Origin of the sequence: Evansella cellulosilytica DSM 2522 (assembly GCF_000177235.2) — a bacterium.
In the GTDB taxonomy this organism is placed as follows: domain Bacteria; phylum Bacillota; class Bacilli; order Bacillales; family Salisediminibacteriaceae; genus Evansella; species Evansella cellulosilytica.
Genome location: NC_014829.1, coordinates 1,811,829 through 1,834,462 on the forward strand (window position 1 = coordinate 1,811,829; position 22,634 = coordinate 1,834,462).

At 35.6% G+C, this 22,634-nt stretch carries 23 protein-coding genes; 15 read left to right on the forward strand and 8 right to left on the reverse strand.

Going from position 1 to position 22,634, the window contains the following annotated elements:
* The first annotated feature begins 34 nt into the window (after positions 1–34).
* From rpoD to BCELL_RS08165, 6 genes are all read left to right on the forward strand, one after another.
* Positions 35–1,153, forward strand: a complete 1,119-nt coding sequence (gene rpoD, locus BCELL_RS08140; protein ID WP_013488216.1) for an RNA polymerase sigma factor RpoD — start codon at positions 35–37, stop codon at positions 1,151–1,153.
* A gap of 78 nt (positions 1,154–1,231) precedes the next feature.
* Positions 1,232–1,765 (forward strand): hypothetical protein, encoded by a 534-nt coding sequence (locus tag BCELL_RS08145; RefSeq protein ID WP_013488217.1) that lies wholly within the window; start codon positions 1,232–1,234, stop codon positions 1,763–1,765.
* 49 nt (positions 1,766–1,814) lie between these two features.
* The gene (locus tag BCELL_RS08150; protein WP_013488218.1) at positions 1,815–2,552 is read left to right on the forward strand and encodes a glycerophosphodiester phosphodiesterase family protein; all 738 of its coding nucleotides are present in this window, start codon (positions 1,815–1,817) and stop codon (positions 2,550–2,552) included.
* 127 nt (positions 2,553–2,679) lie between these two features.
* A complete protein-coding gene (gene cccA / locus BCELL_RS08155; protein ID WP_013488219.1) occupies positions 2,680–3,054 on the forward strand; it encodes a cytochrome c550 in 375 nt (124 codons plus the stop codon).
* A gap of 285 nt (positions 3,055–3,339) precedes the next feature.
* Positions 3,340–4,053, forward strand: coding sequence for a tRNA (adenine(22)-N(1))-methyltransferase (locus tag BCELL_RS08160; protein WP_013488220.1), 714 nt, complete (start codon positions 3,340–3,342; stop codon positions 4,051–4,053).
* The gene (locus tag BCELL_RS08165) at positions 4,050–5,168 is read left to right on the forward strand and encodes a Nif3-like dinuclear metal center hexameric protein (protein ID WP_013488221.1); all 1,119 of its coding nucleotides are present in this window, start codon (positions 4,050–4,052) and stop codon (positions 5,166–5,168) included. The genes BCELL_RS08160 and BCELL_RS08165 overlap by 4 nt, the downstream gene beginning before the upstream one ends.
* Before the next feature lie 175 nt (positions 5,169–5,343).
* On the opposite strand, the gene BCELL_RS08170 is transcribed toward BCELL_RS08165, so the two are convergent.
* From BCELL_RS08170 to vrrA, 3 genes are all read right to left on the reverse strand, one after another.
* Positions 5,344–6,294: a 4-hydroxy-3-methylbut-2-enyl diphosphate reductase gene (locus BCELL_RS08170; protein ID WP_013488222.1), complete on the reverse strand. Its 951-nt coding sequence runs from the start codon at positions 6,292–6,294 to the stop codon at positions 5,344–5,346.
* A 291-nt stretch (positions 6,295–6,585) separates the two neighbouring features.
* Positions 6,586–7,077, reverse strand: coding sequence for a CarD family transcriptional regulator (locus BCELL_RS08175; protein ID WP_013488223.1), 492 nt, complete (start codon positions 7,075–7,077; stop codon positions 6,586–6,588).
* Between the two features lie 134 nt (positions 7,078–7,211).
* Entirely contained in the window at positions 7,212–8,048 is an 837-nt protein-coding gene (gene vrrA, locus BCELL_RS21570) for a VrrA/YqfQ family protein (protein WP_013488224.1), read from the reverse strand.
* Positions 8,049–8,235: 187 nt separating this feature from the next.
* On the opposite strand from vrrA, the gene BCELL_RS08185 reads away from it, so the two are divergent.
* Positions 8,236–9,564, forward strand: coding sequence for a DEAD/DEAH box helicase (locus tag BCELL_RS08185; RefSeq protein ID WP_013488225.1), 1,329 nt, complete (start codon positions 8,236–8,238; stop codon positions 9,562–9,564).
* 31 nt (positions 9,565–9,595) lie between these two features.
* Positions 9,596–10,492 carry a deoxyribonuclease IV gene (locus BCELL_RS08190; RefSeq protein ID WP_013488226.1) on the forward strand — a complete coding sequence of 299 codons (897 nt, stop codon included), beginning with the start codon at positions 9,596–9,598 and terminating at the stop codon, positions 10,490–10,492.
* 296 nt (positions 10,493–10,788) lie between these two features.
* On the opposite strand, the gene BCELL_RS08195 is transcribed toward BCELL_RS08190, so the two are convergent.
* Positions 10,789–11,064, reverse strand: a complete 276-nt coding sequence (locus BCELL_RS08195; protein ID WP_013488227.1) for a DUF2624 family protein — start codon at positions 11,062–11,064, stop codon at positions 10,789–10,791.
* A 286-nt stretch (positions 11,065–11,350) separates the two neighbouring features.
* On the opposite strand from BCELL_RS08195, the gene BCELL_RS08200 reads away from it, so the two are divergent.
* Together BCELL_RS08200 and BCELL_RS08205 are read left to right on the forward strand one after the other, a co-directional pair.
* Positions 11,351–12,109: a metal ABC transporter ATP-binding protein gene (locus tag BCELL_RS08200; RefSeq protein WP_013488228.1), complete on the forward strand. Its 759-nt coding sequence runs from the start codon at positions 11,351–11,353 to the stop codon at positions 12,107–12,109.
* Positions 12,106–12,963 (forward strand): metal ABC transporter permease, encoded by an 858-nt coding sequence (locus BCELL_RS08205; RefSeq protein ID WP_013488229.1) that lies wholly within the window; start codon positions 12,106–12,108, stop codon positions 12,961–12,963. The genes BCELL_RS08200 and BCELL_RS08205 overlap by 4 nt, the downstream gene beginning before the upstream one ends.
* Before the next feature lie 113 nt (positions 12,964–13,076).
* Here BCELL_RS08205 and BCELL_RS08210 read toward each other — a convergent pair whose 3' ends face one another.
* Together BCELL_RS08210 and BCELL_RS08215 are read right to left on the reverse strand one after the other, a co-directional pair.
* Positions 13,077–15,176: an RNA degradosome polyphosphate kinase gene (locus BCELL_RS08210; protein ID WP_013488230.1), complete on the reverse strand. Its 2,100-nt coding sequence runs from the start codon at positions 15,174–15,176 to the stop codon at positions 13,077–13,079.
* A gap of 34 nt (positions 15,177–15,210) precedes the next feature.
* The gene (locus tag BCELL_RS08215; protein ID WP_013488231.1) at positions 15,211–16,740 is read right to left on the reverse strand and encodes a Ppx/GppA family phosphatase; all 1,530 of its coding nucleotides are present in this window, start codon (positions 16,738–16,740) and stop codon (positions 15,211–15,213) included.
* A 222-nt stretch (positions 16,741–16,962) separates the two neighbouring features.
* On the opposite strand from BCELL_RS08215, the gene BCELL_RS08220 reads away from it, so the two are divergent.
* The 4 genes from BCELL_RS08220 to BCELL_RS08235 are packed head-to-tail and all read left to right on the forward strand — an operon-like array spanning position 16,963 to position 19,913.
* Complete coding sequence (locus tag BCELL_RS08220; RefSeq protein WP_013488232.1) at positions 16,963–17,766, forward strand: metal ABC transporter ATP-binding protein; 804 nt, start codon at positions 16,963–16,965, stop codon at positions 17,764–17,766.
* Positions 17,763–18,599, forward strand: a complete 837-nt coding sequence (locus BCELL_RS08225; protein ID WP_013488233.1) for a metal ABC transporter permease — start codon at positions 17,763–17,765, stop codon at positions 18,597–18,599. The genes BCELL_RS08220 and BCELL_RS08225 overlap by 4 nt, the downstream gene beginning before the upstream one ends.
* 16 nt (positions 18,600–18,615) lie before the next feature.
* Positions 18,616–19,470, forward strand: coding sequence for a metal ABC transporter permease (locus tag BCELL_RS08230; protein ID WP_013488234.1), 855 nt, complete (start codon positions 18,616–18,618; stop codon positions 19,468–19,470).
* A gap of 20 nt (positions 19,471–19,490) precedes the next feature.
* Positions 19,491–19,913, forward strand: a complete 423-nt coding sequence (locus tag BCELL_RS08235; protein ID WP_013488235.1) for a Fur family transcriptional regulator — start codon at positions 19,491–19,493, stop codon at positions 19,911–19,913.
* Positions 19,914–20,118: 205 nt separating this feature from the next.
* On the opposite strand, the gene BCELL_RS08240 is transcribed toward BCELL_RS08235, so the two are convergent.
* Positions 20,119–20,706: a hypothetical protein gene (locus tag BCELL_RS08240; protein ID WP_013488236.1), complete on the reverse strand. Its 588-nt coding sequence runs from the start codon at positions 20,704–20,706 to the stop codon at positions 20,119–20,121.
* 101 nt (positions 20,707–20,807) lie between these two features.
* Here BCELL_RS08240 and BCELL_RS08245 point away from each other — a divergent pair, with 101 nt between their 5' ends.
* Positions 20,808–21,218 (forward strand): DUF4190 domain-containing protein, encoded by a 411-nt coding sequence (locus BCELL_RS08245; protein WP_013488237.1) that lies wholly within the window; start codon positions 20,808–20,810, stop codon positions 21,216–21,218.
* Positions 21,219–21,418: 200 nt separating this feature from the next.
* On the opposite strand, the gene ispG is transcribed toward BCELL_RS08245, so the two are convergent.
* A complete protein-coding gene (gene ispG / locus BCELL_RS08250) occupies positions 21,419–22,522 on the reverse strand; it encodes a flavodoxin-dependent (E)-4-hydroxy-3-methylbut-2-enyl-diphosphate synthase (protein ID WP_013488238.1) in 1,104 nt (367 codons plus the stop codon).
* Positions 22,523–22,634 lie beyond the last annotated feature (112 nt).

Here is a 22,634-nt window from a genome sequence, read left to right on the forward strand (position 1 = left end):
GAAGTTGTCTTGAATTAGAGGAAGGAGGGATCGTATGGCAGACAAACCACTACGCCCGATGGCGGAAGGGGATTTAACCATCGATCAAGTTAAAGAGCAATTACTAGAGGCAGGTAAAAAGAGGGGTGTATTAACATACGCAGAAATTACAGAGCGCCTCGCAGTATTCGATCAAGACTCAGATCAAATGGATGAATTCTTTGAATTTCTAGGTGAACAAGGTGTTGAAATACTAAATGAAACAGAAGGTGTGCCTAGTCTTCAGCAAGTTGAAAAAGAAGAAGAGGAAATTGATTTAAACGATTTAAGTGTACCACCAGGAATTAAGATTAATGATCCTGTCCGTATGTATTTAAAGGAAATTGGACGTGTACCACTTTTATCGGCCTCTGAAGAAATAGATTTAGCAAAGAAAATTGAAGATGGTGATGAAGAAGCAAAGCGCCGTTTAGCAGAGGCAAACCTCCGACTTGTTGTCAGTATCGCTAAAAGATATGTCGGCCGAGGAATGTTATTTTTAGATCTCATTCAAGAAGGAAATATGGGACTTATAAAAGCAGTTGAGAAATTTGATTATAATAAAGGTTACAAATTCAGTACTTATGCGACATGGTGGATTCGTCAAGCAATTACACGTGCAATCGCAGACCAAGCGAGAACAATTAGAATCCCTGTTCATATGGTAGAGACGATAAATAAATTAATTCGTGTTCAAAGACAACTTCTTCAAGATTTAGGTCGCGAGCCTTCCCCAGAAGAAGTGTCTAAAGAAATGGATTTAACACCAGATAAAGTGAGAGAGATTTTGAAAATTGCACAGGAACCAGTCTCACTTGAAACACCAATTGGTGAAGAAGACGATTCACATTTAGGTGATTTTATTGAAGATCAGGAAGCGCTAGCGCCGTCGGATGCTGCTGCTTACGAGTTATTAAAAGAACAGCTTGAAGATGTTCTTGACACTCTTACTGATCGTGAAGAAAATGTTTTGCGTCTCCGTTTCGGTTTAGACGATGGACGTACTCGTACACTAGAAGAAGTAGGTAAAGTTTTCGGTGTAACAAGAGAAAGAATTCGTCAAATTGAAGCGAAAGCATTACGTAAGTTAAGACACCCTAGCCGTAGTAAACGTCTAAAGGATTTCTTAGAATAATTAAAATAATAGGCCTGGCAATGCTAGCTGTTGTCAGGCTCCTTATTTTTTCAAAAATACATAAAGAGAGAGCCGTATATGGATAGCAAGAAAAAAATAATTATTAAAGAAATTTACTATTGGAAAGAAAACAACTTACTTCCTGAAATATATTGCAATTTTTTGCTGCGTTTATATTCAGAAGGTGAAGAAATCGAAAAACATGACGCAAATCAAATGATTCAATATTTTAAAGCTATGTTAATGATACTATTAGCTTTATTGTTGATAGCGCTATCATTTGTTGTCATTTATTTTACTCAGTTTTCCCCCTCAATGCAAATTCTTATTATGGTAGGCATAACAGGAACATTATTCTTTGTATGCTATAAACTTTTGAAAAGAGATCTACTACTTGCACATATTTATGTAATGGTGACTGCGTTTATGTCGTTTATCACTGTATTACATATGCACTCATTGTATTTTGATAATAACCATCTGTATTTAGGTGTTTTTATTTTTATATTGTGTCTAACATGGGTATATATAGGATATCGATTTAAACTACAATATTTATGTATTGCCGGTGGCGTCGGTATTGTATTGTTTTTTATTTTTCAGTTTATGTAAAAAAATTTCTACTGTGAATGATAGTGGAAAGCGAAGAGGAGTCTTACCTATGAAGATTATTGCTCATCGTGGGAATAAACAATACTATCCTGAAAATACAATGATTTCATTCCATTCAGCCGCTATGTACCCGATTGATGGTATTGAATTTGATTTACAACTTACAAAAGACGAAATACCTGTCGTCATTCACGATGATAAAATTGATCGAACTACAAACGGAACAGGTTCTGTGTCATCTTATACTTTTGACGAATTAAAAAAATACGACGCAGGGAGTTGGTTTCACTCTCGATTCAGAGGTGAGAGAATACCGTCTTTAGAGGAAGTTGTCCATTGGGCAAAAGATAAAGAACTAACGTTGCATATCGAGTTAAAACGTCAGAAAAGAAAAACGAATCGCTACTTACATGCATGTTTGCAAATAATAGATGAATATAACATGAATGAGTCAGTTGTCATTAGTACTTTTTTTCATCCTTATTTAAATGTGATAAAGCAAATAAATCCAGCAATAAGAACAGCATTATTAACAAAGTTACCAGTGATTAAGGCTGTTAAATATGCTAAGAAAGTTAATGCTGACGCTATTCATATTCGTCACACATTCCAATCATCATATTATTATCAAAGGTGGACACTTAATGGGCTACCGGTGCGTGCTTATAATGTTAAACGTTTGAGAGACGCTTTAAAGTGTCAGCGTCATAATATTGATGCTATCATTACTAGCAACCTTAAACAGCTAACGGATTTTATTCGTTCCGAATCTATGTCATCACCTTAGGGGAGATGGATAGAGGAAGTTAGCTTTTTTACTTTCTTATTGATAAAATATAAAGTACAATATACTATAGCTTAGCTTTGGCAAGCTTTTGGGGATTATTTCTTATTTTTTAAAGGAGGTACATAACATGAAAGGGAAACCCCTTTATCCTTTTGCAGTAACAGCTATTTTGGGGATTGCTTTAATCGTTGTCTTGTCTTTTATCGGATTAGATCAAAGTCGAGACATGGCAGGAGAAGATAATGGTGGGGAAGAAACACCACAATTTGATGATCCGATTGAATTAGGAGAATACGTATACGAGCAAAATTGTATCAACTGTCATGGTGGAGATTTGGCTGGTGTTGGTTCAAACCCTGCTATTAATGGACTTGAAGGAGTAAAGTCTGAGGAAGAAATAGTTGCTATTATTCATGAAGGACCTGGAGCGATGCCTGCATTCCCTCAATTAGGAGAAGAGGCAGAAGCGGTAGCACAATATATCTTATCATTTTCAGAATAGTAACGACGGTAAAGAGGGTGACTCGAAGGTTATTTTGGCCTACGAGTCACCCTTTAAGCAATGTGTCATCTTATGACCGGCGTGTCACGTGCCCTAGCCATTGTTAGTGGGACATTCTTCGTTTGCTACATAAATTGATGCTTAATAAAAAGATTCTGTTAAAGACTAGTGTTGATTTTGACGAAAGGTGCGAGACGCCTGCGGTATAAGAGCATTTGAAGCGAAATCATCAAAAAAGATTGACATAGCCATTAAAAATAGATATTTAATAAAAAGGTGAATGAAATGAACGAAAATAAATTATCGAAAAGACTTGAAATAGTAGCTTCTTATGTTAAAAAAGGATCAGTAGTTGCAGATATAGGTTCAGACCACGCTTATTTACCAATCTTTCTACTTCAGAATAACATTGCTATTAAGGCTGTTGCTGGTGAGGTGAATAAAGGACCTCTTTTATCAGCAAAAGCGCAAGTAGAGAGATGTCACTTAGAAAACGAGATAAAAGTGAAGCTTGGTGATGGTTTAGACGTATTAAAGGATGAGGTTGATGTCGATACAGTTACCATTGCTGGAATGGGTGGGCCTTTAATCTCCCAAATATTAGAGAACGGTAAACATATGCTACAACATGTAAATAGGTTAATATTACAGCCCAATATAGCTGCAGACGCTATTAGGAAATGGTTTTTGATAGAAGGCTGGTGTTTACTGAGCGAGACAATTATAGAAGAAGATGGTCATATTTATGAAATATTAGTTGCTGAAAAGGGGGATGCAAAAACGCCTTATAGTGATGAAATTGAAAAGGAATTGTGGCTTGGACCATATCTCTTAAAGGAGAACAGTACACCATTTATACAAAAGTGGAAAAAGGAATATGAGCAATTAGAAAAAATAGCGTCTCAAATAAATGAATCTCATTCTACTTCAAAGGCATTGTTAGAGAAAAAGAAAAGTGTTGGCTTAAAAATGAATTGGTTAAGGGAGGTTTTACAATGAAACTGGCGAATGGGCAAACTATTATTCAATATTTTGAATCATATTCTCCAAAGTCATTGGCTGTCGAAGGTGATAAAGTTGGTTTACAAATAGGTACTTTGAGTAAGCCAATAAAAAAAATTATGGTAGCCCTCGATGTACTAGAATCGGTAGTCGATGAAGCGATTGAGGAAGGGGTCGACTTAATCATTGCACATCACCCTATTATCTTTAGGCCAATTAAAGCACTACGTACGGATAATGCATATGGGAGAACGATCGAGAAGCTTATAAAGCATAACATTGCCGTTTATGCGGCACATACGAACTTGGATGTAGCCCCTGGTGGTGTAAATGATCTAATGGCAGATGCACTACGCTTAACAAATACAGAAGTGCTCGTTAAGACATCCGAAGATGAGTTGAAGAAGCTGGTCGTATTTGTTCCTGATGAGCAAGCGGTGAAAGTGCGAGAAGCTTTAGGAAATGCTGGTGCTGGATATATCGGTAATTATAGTCATTGTACTTTTAACTCGAATGGTACAGGTACCTTTAAGCCAGGAGAGGGAGCGAATCCTTATATAGGTGACCAAGGCAAAATGGAGTACGTTTCGGAAGTGAAAATAGAGACTGTTTTTCCTGCATCAATCGAAAAGAAAGTGTTGCGTTCAATGATCACAGCTCATCCGTATGAAGAGCCTGCCTACGATATTTATGATCTAGATGTAGAAGGCACTCCGTTAGGACTAGGTAGAATAGGGGAGCTTGCTGAAGAAATGGATTTGCAAAGCTTCGCTGAACATGTGAAATCTGCTTTTGACGTATCAGGGGTACGTGTTGTAGGGGATATTTCTAGAAAGATACGCAAGGTTGCAGTTTTAGGTGGAGACGGTAATAAATATATCTCTTCGGCAATTTTTAAAGGTGCGGACGTGTATGTTACGGGGGATTTATATTACCATGTAGCTCATGATGCAATGATGGAAGGTTTATGTATTGTTGATCCCGGCCATAATGTGGAGAAGATAATGAAGCAGGCAGTACAGGATAAAATAGGCTTATATTTAAATGAAAAGGGTTATGATACGAAGGTAATTACCTCAAGTATTAACACAGATCCTTTTCAATTTATGTAGAAGTCGCTTGCTTTTAACTATCCAGTAGGATTTTGAGCTTATGTTATTGCTAAGACCGTTCATGCTTATCGTAAAATCATAAGTCATAAGTCAAAAGAGAGACTCAACAGGTAAAAATCAACCTTATGAGTCTCCATTTTTTTGAAAATGATTAGAAGCTTCTTTGTTATTTTTATTAAAGCGAAGCTTTCTTTTTTACTTTAGGTAGTATTTTAGTTAGTTTAACTGTACTTGTAGTATCCCAAGTATGAGGATCATCTTCATCAAATTGCTCTAAAAAGCGAATTAACTCCTTCGTAATAGGGGTGGGTGTACTAGCCCCTGAAGTTACTGCAACTGTATTAATTCCTTTTAACCATTCAAGGTTTAATTCATTTATATTAGCTATTCGATACGCTGGTGTTCCTGCGATCTCTTTTGACACTTGTGCAAGTCTGTTGGAGTTATTACTTTTAGGGTCACCAACAACTAATAGTAAATCAGCCTCTTTCGCTTGCTCGGCTACTGCTTCTTGTCGAACCTGTGTAGCTAAGCAAATTTCATTATGAACTTCTGCGTGAGGATATTTAGTTAAAGCATGGTTAATAATGTGAGAAACATCCCATTGACTCATTGTAGTTTGGTTTGTTATTAAGATTTTATTAGATTTTATATCTAGATGGTCAACGTCTTCCTTTGTTTCTACAAGGTGTACGATATCTGGGGCTACCCCTACTGCACCTTCGGGCTCGGGATGACCCTTTTTGCCAATATAAATTACTTCGTAGTTTTCTACCTGCTTTTCTTTTATCAAATCATGCGTCTTTGTAACGTCTGGGCACGTAGCGTCGACAGTCGTTAACCCTTTTTTCTTAGCTAATTCCCTTACTTCTGGAGATACACCGTGAGCTGTAAAAATGACAGAACCTTTATCAACTTTCTTTAAAATTTCTAGGCGGTTAGGTCCGTCTAAAGTAACAATTCCTTCTTCCGTAAAGGCGTCTGTTACGTGTTTATTATGAACAATCATACCTAAAATATAGATTGGTCTAGGTAAATCTAAATTTTCAGCCGCTTGTCTAGCTAAAACCATGGCATCAACGACACCGTAGCAATAGCCACGCGGAGAAATTTTGATGACTTTCATCATGATTCCTCCTTTATGTTGTTTAATTCAATCCTAATGTAGAATTACTCTTTCCATTATAAAGGCTATACTATTATTTTGCCAAAGAAATTCATATGATTTAATAAGGGAACACTGAATTGAAGAGCTAGATAAAGGAAACATAAAGAAAATAGTTTCGCTGTTGGTTATTTAGTGGACATGCGGCGAAGTTTAAATGGAGACGAAAAGGGAACAAGTGGAGGGCACTGAAAAAGTAAAGTTTGATCTTTTTCAGTGCCCTCTAATTTCAAATTTGAAAATAATAGGGATTTAAGCTCCCTTTGAATTTTCGTTTATAAATTGATATGCTTCCTCTTCGGATATATTTTTTACAAGCATTAATTCACTAACTATAAATTGCTTCGCACGATCTAAGTTTTTACGGTCTTCCATATGTAAACCGTTCGTGCGCTCACCTTCTTTGGACGTTAAATTTGCAATGACCATCGCTGCATCTATAATTGAACCAGATTTAAGTAATGTTTCATTTTCCTTCGAATATGGTCTTGCAGCTTCTTTTTTGGAGGCATATTCAGTAGGCTGCATTGCAGTTACTACTTCTTCAATTTGTTTTGGTTGAATGATCTTTCTTAAACCTGAGCTCTTTATTCGATTTTCGGGTAACATTAAAGTAACGTGATTGAGAGGGAAAAATACGACATAGTAATTAAGCTTTTCACCTAAAATATCTTTTTCTTCAATATCTTTAATTGTACCAGCTCCGTGGTATGGATAAACAACATGATCACCGACGTTAAACATGGGCATTCCTCCAATACAATGTTAAATACATTGTAACATAAATGGAATTAAATTTAAAATTTTACTATGGAATTAAAGATTAGTCAACAAGAAAATGAAAAGAAAAGCCAGTCATACGTAGTAATGACTGGAAGCTAAACATATATTTTTGGACAAGGAGTTTTGCCAGATTGTAATTGTTTGTTCCTTTTAGTTTTGCTATTTCTTGAACGTTTCTGTTTCGCTTTTTCAGATTTATAGATTTTTTCCTTTTCTTTTTGCTTTTTTTTCTTTGTTTTTATGTTATTTTGTTCCTTTTTCTTTTTTTTACTACTATGAATATTATTTTCAGTCGATTCTACGTCATCATTTCTATCTTCATTATTTTCTAGTTCACTCTCTACGCTCTCATCAACATCAACTGCTTTGTGTTCTTCTTCATCTTCTTCATCCTCTTCCTCAATGGTGGCTTCAGAATTCAAGTCTGAGTTTCCATCTGCGTCTTTGTTATCCTTTTCACTTTCCTCTTTCTCGGAATCATCGTTCTGTAAGACGGCTAGAATTTCTGGTAACTGTTTTACTAAAGGACCATATTGTTGAATCATAGGCCCGAATTGTTGTGCAACTTCAATTGCCTTTTGCGTATTTTCTATAAAGCCTAAAATACTAGCGAGTCCGCCTCCAGTAGCGCCTGCAGCAGCACCAGCAGCTACATTAGCTGCAGAAGTAGCTGAATTCGTAGAGCTAGCTGCTTGCGAAATTGCCGAGCCTGCAGTACCGAGGTTAGAAGCGTTACCTAATGGTGCTGTATTAGCGGCATTAGATTGTGAACGCCCGCCAAATAACCGTGAAAGGAGGCTACCTCCTGCGCGAGATGGAGACTGTTGAAAAGGAACATTTGTAGACTGCTGCATTGGTTGAGATAAAGAATTTCTCGCAAAAAGACCACCGCTTCGTTGGGGGCCTGGAGGAAAAGGGCGTGGTCCAAACATACCGAACATCCTCTCCTGGATACATAATTCTTCTCATGTTAGGTATATGCATTGGAAACAATAATGTATAGGCTAGAACCTAATATGAGAAAGTTACGAATAAGATTATATAAGAAAGTGGTAAATCTAAGTAATTTCATGCTAAAATGGACAAGTTAACGGGTGGAAAGACCACGAAGGAGAAGGAATGATAAAGATGAATCATAATTTTGAACGTTTTGAACTGAAACCTTTTTTAATAGAGGGCTTAATAGCTCAAAATATTTCATTACCTACAGAAATACAGGAACGCTTAATACCGGCTATTAAGAATGGGAGTGATGTCATTGGACAATCCCAAACAGGAACTGGTAAAACATATGCGTTTCTATTACCAATTTTAGATCAAATTAATGAAGATGAAAATGAAACACAGGCTGTCATAACTGCTCCAACAAGAGAGCTAGCCTCACAACTGTATTATGAGCTAAATAAGCTTACGAGTCATGCTGAGAAGACAATTGAATCACAGCTTGTAGTTGGTGGAACAGATCGGTTACGAATGATGGAGAAATTAAAGAACAAGCCGCATGTGATCGTTGGTACTCCTGGAAGAGTTGCTGATATGATTGATAAACAGGCTTTGAATGTTAGAGAAGTTAACGTGCTGGTCGTAGATGAAGCTGATCAAATGCTTGACATGGGGTTTATAGAAGAGGTTGATCGTGCTGCTAGTCGTATGGGAGATGACCTCCAAATGTTAGTTTTTTCTGCTACCATTCCAGAGAAATTAAAGCCTTTTTTACGTAAGTATATGAAAAATCCAAAGCATGTTGAAGTACAGCCGAAAGATGTTTCGCCGAAGAAAATAAAGCATTGGCTTATCCCTGATCGAGATCGCGATCGTAAAGAGATTATTGTAGATGTATCTAAAAAACTTAATCCTTATTTAGCTGTTATTTTTACAAATAAAAAGGAAACAGCTGATGAAGTGTATGAAGAGCTGCTCAATCAAGGCCTAAATGTAGATATCATGCACGGAGGTATTTCTCCACGCCAACGAAAAAAAGTCATGAAAAAGCTACAAGATGCTGAAATACAATTTTTAGTAGCAACGGACTTAGTTGCAAGAGGAATTGATGTAGAAGGAATTAGTCATATTATAAACTTTGAGATACCTACAGAGTTGGAATATTATATCCATCGTGTAGGAAGAACGGCTCGTGCAGGATGGGATGGCATTGCTGTAACGATATACGGAAGGAACGAACAACAAAGTATATCTAAGCTTGAGAAGCAAGGAATTCGTTTTCAATATCGAGAGTTAAAAAAGGGTGAGTGGGTGGATATTGATAAACGAAGTAGACCACAGATGGCAGAATCTCCATCTCAAGGAACAAAAAAGGCACCAAAGACAGGGACGAAGGCGAAAGCAAAACCAAAAAGTGTTAAGCCGGGTTATAAGAAGAAAGCTAGGTATAAAAAGGCACAGGAAGAAAAACGACAACGCCGAATCGAAAGCAAGCGAAGAAAATAAAAATAGATTGAGTAACTGGGAGAGGATATAAATGTTATTAGGGTCACACGTTTCAATGAGTGGGAAAAAAATGCTCCTAGCAGCAAGTGAGGAGGCGACATCCTATGGCGCAACTACTTTTATGATTTATACAGGAGCTCCACAAAACACGAGACGAAAAGCAATTGAAGATTTGAATATTGAATTAGGGATTAAGCATATGCAAGAGAATGGAATAACGAATATCGTAGTCCATGCACCTTATATTATTAATATCGCCAACACTCAAAAACCAGAAACTTTTGAACTAGGAGTTAATTTCTTAAGAAGCGAAATTGAGAGAACAGAAGCGCTTGGTGCAGCTCAAATTGTGTTACACCCAGGTGCGCACGTTGGTGCAGGAGCAGATGAAGGAATTAAGAAAATAATTGAAGGCTTAAATGAGGTTATTATTCCTGGGCAGAATGTTCAAATAGCTTTAGAAACGATGGCAGGAAAAGGGTCTGAATGTGGTAGATCATTTGAAGAGTTAGCAAAAATTATTGATGGAGTTACACATAACGAGCATTTATCGGTTTGTTTTGATACATGCCACGTTCATGATGCAGGTTATGATATCGTGAATGATTTAGATGGCGTTTTAAAGGAATTTGATACCATTGTAGGACTAGACAGAATTAAAGTGTTACATGTAAACGACAGTAAGAATGAGCGAGGTGCAAGGAAAGACCGCCACGAAAATATCGGCTTTGGACATATAGGATTTGATGCATTAGACAATATTTTATATCATGATGTGTTCCATCAAATACCAAAAATTTTAGAAACGCCTTATGTAGGAATCGATAAAAAAGATAAGAAAGCACCATACAAATTAGAAATTGAAATGATTAAAAATCGTGTGTTTGATGAAAGTTTAAAAGATAAATTGTTTGCCATAAAAGCTTAAATCGGTGAGCATATAATAAAAACGATTTTTAGCTAATTTATGAAAAAAAGTATAATAAGCTGAGTGTAGCATGATATAGTAAAATGCCCAGCACTGGCTAGACTCCCGCAAGCCCACTATAAAAACCCTTTATAGTGGGCTTTTTAGTAAATGCGGTCGTTCCACACATTGCATAAGGGAGAGTCAATAGGTAAATCGAGAGGCCACAAAAAAAGTATAAAGCAACTTTTTCAGTGGCCTTAGATTTAAGTTACGCGACTATGATAAACGGCTATGAAAGTTCATGATGAAATTTCTTAGTCTAGAGAATAATCTAAATATGATTCGTATGGTTTAAGTAATTGTCTAGCTTTTTTATACAATGCTGGATCTAACTGCTTTAGTTGGTTATTTACATTCAGTACTATGTTTTTATTTCCGATATCAAATGGTTGATCTTGCAGAATATTTAAAACAGCGGTTGCTTGTTTTACAGTTAATGAAATGTTGTTCTCTCTACCGAGTTTAATCAATTCTTTTACTGTTAAGTTTCGAATTTTTTGATTAACCATTTGCCGAACAATTGGATTCATAAAATGCCTCCTTCTATTTATGACACTTCTATTTATATTTATGAATATGGTTACCACTAATAGAACGTTACTCCATTAAAAGAAAAAGTGATTTAAATATTGACAAATGAGGTCAATAGGAATATAATAAATGGTAAGAAAAAGTTTACTTAGTGCAACTTTTTGGTTTTTAGGAAAGAAAGTCGAATCTATTCACAAAGATTGCCTATATGACATATAGTAAGTTGAATTCTATATACAACAATATTTTATATATATAAATAACTCAGACAGGAGGAGTCGCTTTATGGGTATAGGAGAAACAATTGATGTAAGTGAACTATCTGTACATTATCATGGAAACCTTGCATTAAAGAATGTCAGTTTCTCTGTTAATAAAGGCACAATAGTTGGCGTTATTGGACCGAATGGTGCGGGGAAATCAACGTTAATGAAAGCCATGCTTGGTCTTGAAAAGTGCAGTGGTAAAGTCACCTTCTTTAATAAGAAAGTGAAAACGATGAGGAAAAAAATAGCCTATGTTCCTCAACGGAGTGTAATTGATTGGGATTTTCCTGTAAGAGTTGAGGACGTCGTACTTATGGGGCGGTTCCCATTAATTCCATGGTTTCACATCACTTCAAAACAAGACCGTTTAATTGCTAGAAAAGCGCTAAGCGACGTCGGTATGTTAGAGTTTTCAAAAAGGCAAATTGGAGAATTATCTGGTGGTCAGCAGCAAAGGGTGTTTATTGCAAGAGCATTGGCACAACAAGCAGAATTCTTTTTCCTAGATGAACCATTCGTAGGCATCGATGTAAAATCAGAAGAGATTATTGTTGATATACTGCATCGACTTAGAAACGAAGGGAAAACTATTTTTGTCATCCATCATGATTTGAGTAAAGTGGAGAAATACTTCGATCAACTAGTTTTGTTAAATCAAGAGTTAATTCATGCAGGTGAGGTAGACGAAGTTTATAATACTGAAAATATAAAGCGCGCTTATCAAGGCAACGCGGCACTCATTCAAGATGGAAAAGAGATGGTGGTGGTCAACCCATGATCGATAACATCTCTATGTTTATAGATCAGTTAACGCGGTATCAATATTTACAAAATGCATTAACGGCTGCAATATTAGTTGGAATTATATGCGGTATAATTGGTTGTTTTATTATTATGCGTGGAATGGCACTTATGGGAGATGCGATTTCCCATGCAGTTCTTCCAGGTGTTGTTGTTGCATATATGATTGGTATAAGTTTTTTTATTGGTGCAATTGTAACTGGTGTTTTAACAGCATTAGCAATTGGTTATATTTCTCAAAATAGTAGAATCAAAGAGGATTCTGCGATTGGAATCATGTTTACTGCTATGTTTGCATTAGGGGTAGTAATGATAACGGGTCTTCAAGGAACGAGTGTAGATTTGTGGCATATTCTGTTCGGTAATGTGCTAGCTGTTTCTCCAATGGATTTAACAATTACGCGCTGGATTGGAATATTTGTCATTATTACAGTAATCCTTTTTTATCGACCATTATTATTAAGTACTTTTGATGAAACGATGGCTAAAGCATCTGGTTTACCTGTCAAATTTATTCATTATATGCTCATGCTCTTACTTTCACTTGTAACGGTTGCTTCACTTCAGACTGTAGGTATTATTTTAGTGGTTGCGATGCTAATTACACCAGGGGCAACCGCATATTTACTGACCGAAAGGTTCTCTTTTATGATCATCATAGCGGCGTTCATTGGCATTATCTCTGCAATCGCAGGACTGTTTTTCTCAGTAATATATGATGTTTCATCTGGTGCATCTATCGTTTTAGTAGCTTCTGTTTTATTTTTATTGGCATTTTTCTTTTCACCAAAGCAGGGCATCATTCCTAGAATGTTTCGTAAACCTGCATAGACAACTGATTATTTCAAATAAAAGACTAATACCTAGCTTGTGAGGGCGAGGTATTAGTCTTTTCTTAAAAGATAAGTATAAAACTAGGCAGTCGAATTCGTGCTAAACCTATGTCATCTTTTTTTGGCACTATAATAAAAAAATTGCTGACTTTGTATCGTTTTTTCATTGGGTAGCACATCTTTATATACATATTCACCACTAGATGTTTGAATTCTAGATTTGACATTATCCTTTAGCATGATGCTTAATATATTTATCACCCTTGCTTTTATCGTTTGATTATGAATAGGAAATAATATTTCAATCCTTTTTTCCATATTTCTTGTCATCCAATCAGCCGACGATAAATATATATTTTCTTTTCCGTTACCATAGAAGTAAAAGATGCGACTATGCTCTAAGAAGCGGTCAACAATGCTTTGTACAGTTATATTTTCACTTACTCCCTTAATTCCTGGCTTTAAACAACATATACCTCTAATAATAAGTTCAATCTTTACTCCAGCACAGCTTGCTTCATATAGCTTAGAGATAATCGTTTTATCAGATAATGAATTCATTTTTGCAATGATTTTCCCATTACTATATTTCTTGGCATGTTTTATTTCTTCATCAATGAGTTGCAAAAAATGCTTTCTCATATCTGTTGGGGCTGTGGAAATTTCGTGCCAAATCGGTTTATTAGAAAAACCACTTAAATAATTAAAAAAGTTTGTAGCGTCAATACCAAAAGATTCTTTTGAGGTGAGTAAACCCATGTCTGTATAAAATTTTGCAGTAATATCGTTGTAATTTCCAGTACCTAAATGAACAAAACGTTGAATCTTCTCACCATTTTTCCGCACAATTAATGTGATTTTACTATGTGTTTTTAACCCTGATATTCCGTAAATAACATGCACGCCAGCTTTCTCCAACTTTTTTGCCCATTGAATATTGTTTTCTTCATCAAAACGAGCTTTCAATTCAACAAGGACGGTTACTTGTTTACCTCGTTCGGCTGCACTTGCCAATGCTTGTATAATAGGTGAATCTCCACTTACACGATAAAGTGTTTGCTTAATAGCTAGTACATTTGGATCAATAGCTGCCTGTGTTAATAGATCTACGATAGGTTGAAATGATTCGTAAGGATGATGCAAAAAAATATCTTTTTTTGAAATGGCTTCAAATAAATTAGTTTCACCCATTAAATCAAGAGGGGGTTGTGGAATTACCGTCTCGTGAATGAGATCTTCACGTTTCTCTGATAACATACTATAAAATTGTGACAAAAAGGAATAATCAATAGGGCCATTTGATTCATATATATCTCCTTCATTCAGCTCTAAAACGTTCATTAAGAAAGATAATACATGTGGAGCCATTTTTCCTTTTTGCATTTCTAAACGTACAGCCGCTCCCCATTTACGTTTTTTTAATTCCTTTTCTATTACTTTTAGTAAATCACGTGCATCTTCTTCGTGGATTGTTAAATCAGCATTACGTGTGATTCTAAAGGGAGATACGGATGACACTTTATGTCCATCAAATAATTGGTATATAAAATGACTAATGACATCTTCGAGCAAAATATAACAATTATCCTTCGGGTGAATGGAAGGTAAAGAGATCAGTCTATTTAATACAGCAGGAACTTGTACAATTGCTAGCTTCGTATTAGTCAATGTATCTTCACTTGTTAAAGCGACAGCTAAATTTAAACTTTTATTTAATAGCATAGGAAAAGGACGATAGGCGTCAATAGCCATTGGTGTTAATATTGGTAAAATAAAGGTTGAGAAGTGTTCCTTCACAAAGTCATAGTGATCATGTGACAGTTCATTGATTTTTAATAATTCTATACCTTCTTCCTTTAAATGTGTTTTTATAGATTCTGTGAATAGTTCATCTTGTAATTGTGTTAAATGATGCGAGAGTTTGCTGATCTCCTGTAGTTGCTGTTTTGGTGTTAAGGCAGATTTGTTATCTTTTTCGTTGAACCCTGCCTTCTCCTGATCCTTTAATCCTCCCACTCTTACCATAAAGAATTCATCTAAATTCGTGGAAAATATAGAAATAAATTTTAATCTTTCTAACAATGGATTTCGTATGTCGATTGCTTCTTGTAAAACGCGCTTATTGAACGCGAGCCAACTCAACTCACGATTATTATAGTATGCAGGGTTGTTTAAGCTTTTTATTAATGGTTTCTCTTTATTTGTGCCCATTTAATTTTCTCCCCTTATATCTTAAATAAGCCACCTAATTATTTAATCTTTTGAAGACAAGTTCGATGTCTTTTTTAAAATATTTTTCTAAATGCTTTTTATTTTTCTGTGCTTGCACTTTTTCAAAATAAGGGTCGTTTTCATAATACATGATAAATAGCCATTTTTCCTTTTCGATAGCCACTTTAATCTCATGTATTACGTCACGCTTTGTCCTATTTAAGCTATAGCAAAACTTACATATTGCTCCTAATAGCTCGACATTCTTCATTTCCTCATCACTTAACATGTCATGATAGGCGTTTAAATAATGTTTTAGTTGTGATCGTGACTTAAAAGAAGCAATACAAGCTAACATTAAACGTTCTTTATGACTTAATCCATCAATGGATTGATTCGTCAATAAATAAAAAGTATGTTGACTTTTAGACTCAGGATGTATAGAAGCACCAATATAGAAAATTCTTGCAGCCCACTGCAATAACTTTCCGTATTTTTTTGGTATGAGACTATGTACATGAGCGTTTAATTCGTTTGCTACATAAGATGCGAGTATTGCTATACGTTTTTGATCTTTTATATTTAGATGATAGTCTAAGCTTAATTGATACAAACTTTCTTCTGGCACAAATGGGTATTGCGTTATTCCCATCGGTTTTAAGTAAATCTCTGAAAAAAGTCCATCCCTAAGCCCCTTGTTACTTACGATAAATGTGTTTGACTGTGCAATCGTTATTAGTGCCTCAATGGCAGTAATAGCAGGGATGATAATATCCGCTCTATCTTTAGAAAGCCCATCCACTTGCTGTCTTTCTTTTAAAGGTAACTTCTTTAGTGTGTTGTTCGTTTCTGCAACTTGCTGTTTTGTCATTTCATATTGGTGTAATCCAGCCAATGGATAGCCTAACTCATTTTGGTGAATTAATGCTAAATTTCGAGCAGTTCCTCCTATTCCGATTACTGGGACACGTCTATTTTTTATCCAAGATAGCGTGTTGTAATGTTTGTGTAGAAAAGCTAATAATTGTGCTTGCTCCGTGTCCGTTGGCGTATCACCTTCGATAAATTTCTTTAATGTAATGGCACCAAAAGGAAAGCTATGCGAATGAATTAATTTGCGATTTTCATAATAGGTTATTTCTGTGCTCCCACCGCCTATATCAATTGTCATCCCATCTTTTATATTAGTAGAGTTTGTAACGGCTAAGTAACCGTAATATGCCTCTTCTTCATCACTTAATACATCTATTAGAAAGTCACTGCTCTGATTTATTGCGCTTAATATTGCTTGTTGATTTGTAGCATTTCTAATAGCAGCGGTAGCCACACAGCGTTGAGTAGTTAAATCGTATTGGTTTGAAATGGTACTAAAGCGTTCGAGTGTATGTAGAATGACATCTATCCCGTCATCAACCATAGATCCTTTAGCATCTATGTATGAACTTAGCCGAGCAACAACCTTTAAATTTTGTATTTCCTTTATACAACCATCTTCATTGACTTCGTACACTACAAAACGAATGGAGTTTGATCCCATATCAATGATGCCAATTTGCTGTTTCATTGTTCTCACCCTTGTAGAATTTATAGTTGTTTAAATTTTTAAGTTTTTGATCTTTACTATTTCAATAGGAAGGCAATAAAAACCTTTTTCAATCCTAAAATACGTCGTATACGACTGATTTTATAGAGTAATCTCAGTTTACAAAACACATATGTGTAATGTATACTACGATGAGAAATTAAATCGTAATCATTCTTAAAAAATGTGTGTTCGGAGGTTATTATGAACGATAGACGAGACTTAGATGCATTAGAAATAAAGCATGTCTCTTTTTCATATGGTCAACAAAATGTACTAGAAGATATACATTTAAAAATCCCACAAGGTTCCTTTCTCGGATTGGTTGGACCTAATGGTTCAGGGAAGTCGACTTTAATAAAATGTATTCTTGGTTTACTTACCCCCGGAAAAGGAGAAATTAACATTTTCGGGACACCGATTAACAAGTTTCGCCATTGGGAAGAGGTGGGCTTTGTTTCACAAAAAGCAAACAGTTTTAATAGCGGTTTTCCTGCGACAGTCTTTGAAGTCGTGTCAATGGGTTTATACGGGAAAGTAGGTTTATTTCGCTTTTTGACAAAGAAGCATAAGGAAAAAGTAAAAGAAGCAATTTACCAAGTAGGAATGGAAAAATATATGTACCAAAATATTGGGCAATTATCAGGAGGACAGCAGCAAAGAGTATTTATTGCTAGAGCGTTAGTAAGTGATCCGAAGCTGCTTATATTAGATGAACCAACTGTAGGTGTGGATGCAAAGTCTGTTCAAAATTTCTATACGATGCTAAAAAGACTAAATGTGGAAAATAAAATGACATTGATTTTAGTCACTCATGATATTGGTGTTATGACAGAATATATAACAGATGTAGCGTGCTTGAATAAGTTTTTACATTTTCATGGTGGTACTTCTGAGTTTGAAGAAAGACAAGAGGACATTGTTTCCAATATGTATGGACATGATGTACAGGTCATTACACATAATCATCACCATCATCATCATGATGATAGGGGAGATATGCTATGATTTCTGTTTTCTTTCAGTATGATTTTCTGACATATTCTCTTTATACAGGTTTAATGATAGGTTTTATCGCTCCATTGATTGGTGTTTTTTTAGTAGTGAGGCGACTGGCCCTTATTTCCGATGCACTCTCTCATATCACACTTTCTGGTATTGCATTTAGCCTATTATTAGGACGCCATTTCCCGACTTTTGCTAGCTTAAATCCCTTATATATGGGGATGGCTTTTTCTGTGAGTGGTGCAATCCTTATGGAGCGTTTACGCAATGTATATCGTTATTATCAAGAACTTGTCATTCCAATCATACTATCATCAGGAATTGGTATTGGAGTTGTTTTTATATCGCTAGCAAATGGGTTTAATAACGATTTATTTACGTATTTATTTGGCAGCGTTGTAGCGATTAGGAAAACTGATTTGCAACTGATTTTTGCTATTACAGTCATTGTTATTATTTTATTTATATTATTTTATAAAGAGTTGTTTTATTTAAGCTTTGATGAAGAGCAAGCGGTTGTATCTGGAATACCTAAAAAAGCTTTACATTTCTTTTTCATAGTGATAGTTGCTTTAGTGATTTCTTCTTCAATGAGAATTGTAGGTATATTATTAGTATCATCGTTGATGACACTTCCAGTTGCTGCTGCGATGCGATGGGCAAGAGGGTTTAAGCAAATGTTCATTTATGCTATTTTGTTCGGGGAAGTGAGCGTTCTAATCGGATTATTTACTTCTTTTCATTTCGATTTAGCGCCTGGTGGCGTCATTGTAATGATTAATGTATGTATATTATTACTTTCTATCTTATTGACAAAAAAAAGAAATGTATCGTGAAAAGGTGAAATGATAAATGGAGATTTTACATCAATTAACATTTTTAGAACGTGGGATTTTCGCAGGCTTAATTATAGGATTTATATGCCCGTTAGTAGGGGCGTTCTTGCTCGTTAGAAGGGTAACGATTATCTCTGAAGCATTATCGCATATCACGTTAACAGGAATAACAGCAGGGGTTTTTATAAGTCAAACAGCTACGTGGCTTGCCTTTGTAAATCCTCTTTATTCAGGTTTATTTTTTTCGTTACTAGGTTCCATCTTAATAGAAAAGCTGAGACAAATTTATAAAGGCTTTCAAGAATTAGCTGTACCAATTATTTTGTCAACAGGTATTGGGTTGAGTGCTATATTAATTAGTTTGGCAAGCAGCAGTTACATGGAATGGTACACATATTTGTTTGGAAGTATCGTAACAGTGTCTTTATCAGATTTATATTTTATAATAGGAACAGGTATTGTCGCATGTTTCATTTTGTTTGCTTTTTATAAGGAACTTTTATCTATTTCATTTGATCAAGAATTTGCTAAAACTTCAGGAATAAAAGTGAAAAGATTAAATTTTCTTTTTTCTTTGCTGATTGCGATTGTGATATCTATGTCAATGAAGGTTGTTGGCATATTATTAGTTGGTGCTATGGTAACATTGCCGGTGGCTGCAAGTATTCAACTAGCAAAAAGTTTCAGGCAAGTGATTATACTCGGAATCCTTTTTGGTGAAGCTGCCATTATTGGTGGAATATTCTTTTCATATCAATTTAACATAGCCACTGGTGGTATGATTGTAGTAATTGGTATTTTTCTATTATTCATTGCAACAATAATTAAGCAAATGAAGAAAACAAAAATATTTACTGTGTACGAACGTTAATATTGGAGGGTGTGTGAAGAATGAATGTTGAAGATGCCTTAAAAAAACTGAAGGATGAAGGATATAAATATACAGATAAACGTCAAGATATGTTAGAGTTTTTTTCTGATGCAAAGCGCTACTTACCAGCAAAGGATGTTTTAGAATACTTGCAAGAGAAATATAAAGGTCTTAGTTTTGATACGATATATCGTAATTTATCTTTATTTGTTGAACTAGGTATTTTAGAAATGACAGAACTAGATGGTGAAAAAAAGTTTCGGTTTACTTGTGCAACAGATGATCACCACCACCATTTAATTTGCTTAGATTGTGGTAAAACGAAACATATTCATACTTGCCCAATGGAAACTGTTCCGTTTGGTAGCGAGGACTTTCAAGTAGTAGGTCATAAATTTGAAATATACGGTTATTGTAATACATGCCATGAAAATCGAGTGTAGTGGGAAAAATGGAGGCTTAACGATTGCCTATGGTGATTAAGCTAAACCCGACAATAAATTTTAAAACAAGTAAAAATAATTTCATTGCGAGGGTGATGCAAAAGGTGAGGATAACCTTTCGCATCACCCTTAAATAATATAATATGGATATATTTGCTTTTTCTTTGAGGGCGACTATGTACATTTTCTATGTGCAACAACGAATTCACTTGTTGGCGGGGGAAAAAATCTCCTTCATCAACTTAGGAACAACAGACCAGTTTTGTGCACGATAGACTTGTTTAGGGATATTTTCCTGATTGTATGGTGTGTCAATAAGAATAACCGGAATATCACAATGCTCCGCGATAAGACATGCGTTGTCGTGTTTATCTTCGAAAAAAATATCAATATTATGCTTTTTTATGGTGTCAAGTTTATCATGTTTTCCTAGAAGTTCAATATGATCATATGGTAAGTCATATTGATCAAACCACGTCTTTGTTAAGTTGTAATATGCCGGAGGACGTGCACTTATATAATATAATTCATTTGAAATATTCCAATTCTTGAGTGTATCCTCTACATGACTAGCCAGAACTGCTTCCTTATAAATGAAAGGTTCATGTATTTTCATCCACTCCAAAAATGCTTCTTTAGTTATTCCAAGAAATCCAGATAATTCATATTGCGTAATATCCTTTAGTGTTAAGCTTTTATTAAAATGTTTATTTAAATACGGAATAAAGGTTCCAGGGTCTGTAACGGTTCCATCTATGTCTATTCCAATTCTTAGTTTATTTGTTTTTTCCAATGTGTACACCTTCCTTTGCAATTAGAAATCATTGTCATCGATATTAACTTTTTATGATGGCATACTAATTGTACACGCTTTGGCAAAGGAGGTAAAAGGGTATGTCTCAGTTCGATCATAACAACAATCCAAAACCTAGGAATTTTCATGTCGTTAAAGACGAAAATGATGAAGTAAAAAGGTTTGAGCCCGAAAGAAATAGGGTGGACGATGACTACCGAGAGGAAACTGCTGCAGAGTATACTCCAAACCAAAATGTGTTTGGTAGAGCAGCAGAAGTAGAGGACACAGATGTAGAAGAGGGTGCAACAGAAGGTCGAGGAGTTGCAACATTTGCAGTTGCATTATCCATTGTATCTCTGTTGTTCTTACCAATTTTATTTGGCGCAGCAGGTTTAGTTCTTGGTTTTATGGCCGTCAATCGTGAACAAAAAGGTTTAGGTTATACAGCCATTGCTATTAGTGCGTTTTCCATTATAATGAGTGTCTTTTTTGCTCCATTTGTCACCTAATAAAATGCCAAGCGTGTGAAGTGAAGTTAATAGGGTAAATTAAAGAAACCCACCGTTTTTGACGGTGGGTTTCTATCTCAAAAGATAAGAAAGTATAGGAAAAGACTAAAAACGAGCTTCAAGCAAGGGAACTGAAAAGTGGTGTTCTTTCACTTTTTCAGTGTCCTCCTTCGAGCTCGTTTCTCGTTTTACGTCTAGCTCTAATTATTTAATTCAGCTTTCTGTTTTTCCTCGTGTTCCTTCGCTAATTTATCAATTTCTTTTTTTAACTCAGCAACCATATCCGCTTCAGGAACCTTTCTAATTGTTTTTCCTTTACGGAAAAGTAAACCTTCTCCACGTGCACCAGCAATTCCAATATCAGCTTCTTTCGCTTCACCAGGCCCATTAACGGCACACCCTAGAACTGATATTTTAAGTGGTGCATTTATTTTTTGAATATATTCTTCAACTTCGTTAGCAATACTAATAAGGTCTATTTCAATACGTCCACAAGTTGGACAAGAGATTAAAGTAGCTGCATTAGCTGCTAAACCAAATGTTTTCAATAATTCCTTGGCAACTTTCACTTCTTCTACGGGATCAGCACTTAAAGAGATTCTTACTGTATTTCCGATACCCTTATTGAGCAAGATACCTAAGCCTGCAGCACTTTTCACCGTGCCAGAGAATAGTGTTCCTGATTCTGTGATCCCTAAATGAAGTGGATAGTCAAATGCTTGCGCTGCTTTTTCATAAGCCTCAACTGCTAATCGGACATCTGAAGCCTTCATAGAGACGATAATGTCATGAAAATCTAAGTCTTCGAGAATCTTAATGTGGTGTAAAGCACTTTCTACCATCCCATCTGCAGTTGGATATCCATATTTATCAAGAATTCTTTTCTCAAGTGAACCTGCGTTAACGCCGATTCGAATGGGGATCCCTTTTGCCTTTGCGGCATTTACTACCGCTTCGACTTTTTCTTTTCTACCGATGTTACCAGGGTTTATACGAATTTTATCTGCTCCACCTTCGATCGCTTTTAGAGCAAGTTTATAATCAAAGTGGATGTCAACAACGAGTGGTATGTTAATACGCTTTTTAATTTCTGGTATAGCCTCTGCAGCTCTCATATCAGGGCATGCCACTCTTACTACTTGACACCCTGCTTCTTCAAGTCGTTTTATTTCTGCCACGGTAGCGTCTACGTCATGTGTCTTAGACATTGTCATGCTTTGGATAATGACTTCATCGTTACCACCAATAGTAATTGGCCCAACCTTAACAGGTCTTGTATTTTTACGGTGAGTAAATTGGGTCAAGATAATCGCCCCTTTATGTTTAAAATCGTTGTATAAATGATTACAATCCTTGTTCATTGTACCAACGAGTATAACAATGTGGCAAGGGGTAAGATCCGGAGGCCGCTGAAAA

Coding starts and splice junctions, on each gene's coding strand:
- rpoD (WP_013488216.1), top strand. CDS start 35: ATGGCAGACAAACCACTACGCCCGATGGCGGAAGGGGATTTAACCATC.
- BCELL_RS08145 (WP_013488217.1), top strand. CDS start 1,232: ATGGATAGCAAGAAAAAAATAATTATTAAAGAAATTTACTATTGGAAA.
- BCELL_RS08150 (WP_013488218.1), top strand. CDS start 1,815: ATGAAGATTATTGCTCATCGTGGGAATAAACAATACTATCCTGAAAAT.
- cccA (WP_013488219.1), top strand. CDS start 2,680: ATGAAAGGGAAACCCCTTTATCCTTTTGCAGTAACAGCTATTTTGGGG.
- BCELL_RS08160 (WP_013488220.1), top strand. CDS start 3,340: ATGAACGAAAATAAATTATCGAAAAGACTTGAAATAGTAGCTTCTTAT.
- BCELL_RS08165 (WP_013488221.1), top strand. CDS start 4,050: ATGAAACTGGCGAATGGGCAAACTATTATTCAATATTTTGAATCATAT.
- BCELL_RS08170 (WP_013488222.1), bottom strand. CDS start 6,294: ATGAAAGTCATCAAAATTTCTCCGCGTGGCTATTGCTACGGTGTCGTT.
- BCELL_RS08175 (WP_013488223.1), bottom strand. CDS start 7,077: ATGTTTAACGTCGGTGATCATGTTGTTTATCCATACCACGGAGCTGGT.
- vrrA (WP_013488224.1), bottom strand. CDS start 8,048: ATGTTTGGACCACGCCCTTTTCCTCCAGGCCCCCAACGAAGCGGTGGT.
- BCELL_RS08185 (WP_013488225.1), top strand. CDS start 8,236: ATGATAAAGATGAATCATAATTTTGAACGTTTTGAACTGAAACCTTTT.
- BCELL_RS08190 (WP_013488226.1), top strand. CDS start 9,596: ATGTTATTAGGGTCACACGTTTCAATGAGTGGGAAAAAAATGCTCCTA.
- BCELL_RS08195 (WP_013488227.1), bottom strand. CDS start 11,064: ATGAATCCAATTGTTCGGCAAATGGTTAATCAAAAAATTCGAAACTTA.
- BCELL_RS08200 (WP_013488228.1), top strand. CDS start 11,351: ATGGGTATAGGAGAAACAATTGATGTAAGTGAACTATCTGTACATTAT.
- BCELL_RS08205 (WP_013488229.1), top strand. CDS start 12,106: ATGATCGATAACATCTCTATGTTTATAGATCAGTTAACGCGGTATCAA.
- BCELL_RS08210 (WP_013488230.1), bottom strand. CDS start 15,176: ATGGGCACAAATAAAGAGAAACCATTAATAAAAAGCTTAAACAACCCT.
- BCELL_RS08215 (WP_013488231.1), bottom strand. CDS start 16,740: ATGAAACAGCAAATTGGCATCATTGATATGGGATCAAACTCCATTCGT.
- BCELL_RS08220 (WP_013488232.1), top strand. CDS start 16,963: ATGAACGATAGACGAGACTTAGATGCATTAGAAATAAAGCATGTCTCT.
- BCELL_RS08225 (WP_013488233.1), top strand. CDS start 17,763: ATGATTTCTGTTTTCTTTCAGTATGATTTTCTGACATATTCTCTTTAT.
- BCELL_RS08230 (WP_013488234.1), top strand. CDS start 18,616: ATGGAGATTTTACATCAATTAACATTTTTAGAACGTGGGATTTTCGCA.
- BCELL_RS08235 (WP_013488235.1), top strand. CDS start 19,491: ATGAATGTTGAAGATGCCTTAAAAAAACTGAAGGATGAAGGATATAAA.
- BCELL_RS08245 (WP_013488237.1), top strand. CDS start 20,808: ATGTCTCAGTTCGATCATAACAACAATCCAAAACCTAGGAATTTTCAT.